The 2,863-nt window shown below is 73.3% G+C and carries 3 protein-coding genes; all 3 read right to left on the bottom strand.

Translation table 11 applies throughout. The annotated features are described in order from the left end of the window. A partial coding sequence (hpnC, locus tag SACSA_RS26735) for a squalene synthase HpnC (protein WP_048876636.1) occupies positions 1 to 696 on the bottom strand: 696 nt, incomplete at its 3' end. Between the two features lie 543 nt (positions 697 to 1,239). After that, a complete protein-coding gene (locus SACSA_RS0110110; protein WP_019815569.1) occupies positions 1,240 to 2,295 on the bottom strand; it encodes an NAD(P)-dependent alcohol dehydrogenase in 1,056 nt (351 codons plus the stop codon). A gap of 1 nt (position 2,296) precedes the next feature. After that, on the bottom strand, positions 2,297 to 2,863 hold a 567-nt coding region (locus SACSA_RS0110105), incomplete at its 5' end, for a universal stress protein (protein WP_019815567.1).

Here is a 2,863-nt window from a genome sequence, read left to right as displayed (position 1 = left end):
GCCGGAGAGGTCGTCGACCAGCGGGCTGCCCTCGTCCAGCAGCCGGACCGCCCGCTGCGTCTGGAGGGCGACGAGCGCGCGCACGGCCGTGGTCGCCCGGGGCGCCAGCAGGTCCCGTTCGGCCACCCCGAAGCGGGCGAGATCGTCGGCCGGGAGGTAGATGCGGTCGGCACGCGCGTCCTCGACCACATCCTGGCAGTGCTCCAGCACTTGCAACGCCGCGCAGACGCGGTCCGACAACCGGACGCGGGACGCGGACGACGCGCCGAACACCGCCAGCACCAGCCTGCCGACGGGCGCGGCCGACAGCGCGCAGTAATCGAGCAGGTCGTCGAACGTGCGGTAGCGGCGCACCGTCTGATCACGACGGTTCGCCTCGACGAGGTCGTCGAACGGCTGCCGCGGAAGGGCCAGCGCCCCGACGGTCCCGGCCAGCGAGCGGAACACCGGTGTGCGCGGGTCCGCACCGCCGAACACCCGGTCCAGCTCGCGATCGGCCTCGTCCAGCAGCGCGAGACGGTCCCCGTCGGCGGCGTCGCCGAGGTCGTCCACCGTCCGGGCGAACGCGTACACGGCGAACAGATGCCGCCGGTAGCGCGCGGGGAGCACGCGCAGAGCGACCGGGAAGTTCTCCTGCCGCGCCCGTGCCTGCAGCCGCCGGGCCGGCGGGGACAGCTGCGCTCTGTCGGCGTGCATGTGATTCGCCTCGTCCCGTCCGGCCGGTGTGCCGACCCTCGACGTCTGGGCGCTCTCATTGTCCGTCCGCACGGGGGACCCGGGCAACTCCGAATCGGTCTCGCCGACCGGAACGGTGGTACCACTCGCGGTCGTGACCGCGGTGTCATCCGCCTCGGGAGCGGCCTCGGGAGCGGCCGCGCCGTCGTGCGCACGCACCTCGTGTTCGACGTCCGCCGGAACGTCGTGACCACGAATGTCCGGACGCGTGCGCGCTTCCGGCGCGCCCGTCGACCGGGGGCCCGGACGTCCCTTCGTTCTGGCATCCACCGAGCCGAATCCTATTCCGGCGTCCGGGGCCCGCAACCGGGGTGAACGGCCGCACGACCGGGGGATGCGCGCGTGCGGAGCGCGACCGCGCACCGTCGGCGCCCGCGCCTTCCGCGGCACGAATCTCCCGTGTGTCCACCAGATCGGTGGCGCGCCGTGCGCCTTCCCGATCCACAGTGGAACCACTCGGCCGGGACACCGAACGGTCGACACCATACCCGGAACCGCCCCGTCTCATTCCGCCGAAGGAGTGACAACCGCGCGGCCGGTGAGTGTCCCCTCCTCCAGCCGGTGGTAGGCCTCGACGGCCTCGTCGAGGCCGTATCGCGCGATCTCGGTGCGCAACAGGCCCCGCGCCGCCAGTTCGAGGACCTCGATCAGTTCGAACCGGCCACCCCAGTAGGTGGTTTGCACCGACATCTCGTAGGGCAGCGAGAAGAACGACACCGGCAGCGTCCCCCCACCCAGCCCGACGATGGTCAGGTCGCCGAGCACCCTGCCGATCGCGGCGGCCAGGTCGAGCGTGTCCCCGGTGCCGACGCAGTCGATCACGACGTCGGCGCCCCGGCCGTCGGTGAGGTCCCTGATCCGCTCCGCGACCCCCGCTCCCGGTGGCACGGCGAGGTCCGCGCCGAGATTCCTCGCCAGTTCGAGCGCCTCGGAGCGGGTGTCCACCGCGACCACGCGCGCGGCCGTGGTGGCCTTCACGATCTGTACGGCGAGATGCCCGAGCCCGCCGATGCCGATGACCGCCGCGGTCGCGGAGGGAGTGAGCTTGGCCCACGAACGGCGCACCGCGTGATAGGGAGTGAGTCCGGCGTCGGTGAGCGGAGCCGCGAGCACCGGGTCCAGGCCCTCCGGCAGGGGCAGCACGTGCCGGGCGTGCGGCACGAGGAGGTACTCGGCCATGCCGCCGTCGAGGCCGAGGCCCGCTCCTCCCCTCGGCACGGGCGCGGCCTCCGGCCGTTCGCAGTAGGTCTCCACCCCCCGCAGGCAGTACTGGCACACCCCGCACCCCCATGGTCCGTAGATCGCCACGGGCGTGCCCGGGGCCGGGCCGTCGACGCCCGTGCCGACGCGCTCCACCCAGCCCGCGTTCTCGTGGCCGAGGGTGAACGGCGGGTTCCACGGCATGTCACCGCGATCGAATTCCCGCATCAGGTGCAGGTCGGAGTGGCACACGCCCGCACCGCCCACTCGCACCAGCACCTGTCCGTGCCCGGGTTCGGGCGGGTCCACCTCGGTCACGACCGGATCGGAATGCCATTCGAGCAACCGGACCGCACGCATGTCACCGTTCCTCCACTTCGGATCGGACGATCATCACCGGGCACCGCGCGTGGTGCACCAGCGCCTGACTGGTCGAGCCGAGCAGCAGGCCGCGGAATCCGCCGCGGCCACGGCTGCCCACCACGACAAGCCGTGCTGTCGCCGACCGTTCCAGCAGCTGACGACGGGGCCGGTCGCGGACCACGACCCGCTCGACGGCCACGTCCGGGTATTTCTCCTGCCTGCTCGCCAGGTCCGCGGCGAGCAGGCGCCCCTGCTCGGTCTCGGACGGTGCGCCGGACAGCAGCGCCCGGGCGCGGCCGAGCAGGCCCTCGTCCTCCACGTCGGTCCACGCGTGCAGCGCCACCAGGGGCGCCGCGCGGAGGGAGGCCTCCTCGAAGGCGTAGGTGACCGCTCGTTCGCTCAGCGGGCTTCCGTCCACACCCACCACGACGGGGCCGTCGTCCGGCGGCACGGTCGCCCCCTCGCGGGTGCGGACCACGACGACCGGCGAGGTGGCGTGCGCGGCCACGCCCACCGCGGTCGACCCGGCGAGCATGCCCGAGAACCCGCCGTGCCCCGACGAGCC

This window comes from Saccharomonospora saliphila YIM 90502 (genome assembly GCF_000383795.1).
GTDB classification, from domain to species: Bacteria; Actinomycetota; Actinomycetes; order Mycobacteriales; family Pseudonocardiaceae; genus Saccharomonospora; species Saccharomonospora saliphila.
Note: the sequence above shows the minus strand (reverse complement) of the source record. Positions and strands in the feature narration are given on the sequence as shown.

What these genes read in the sequence shown, in the direction of transcription:
- SACSA_RS0110110 (WP_019815569.1), bottom strand. Translation starts at nt 2,295, where the DNA reads ATGCGTGCGGTCCGGTTGCTCGAATGGCATTCCGATCCGGTCGTGACC.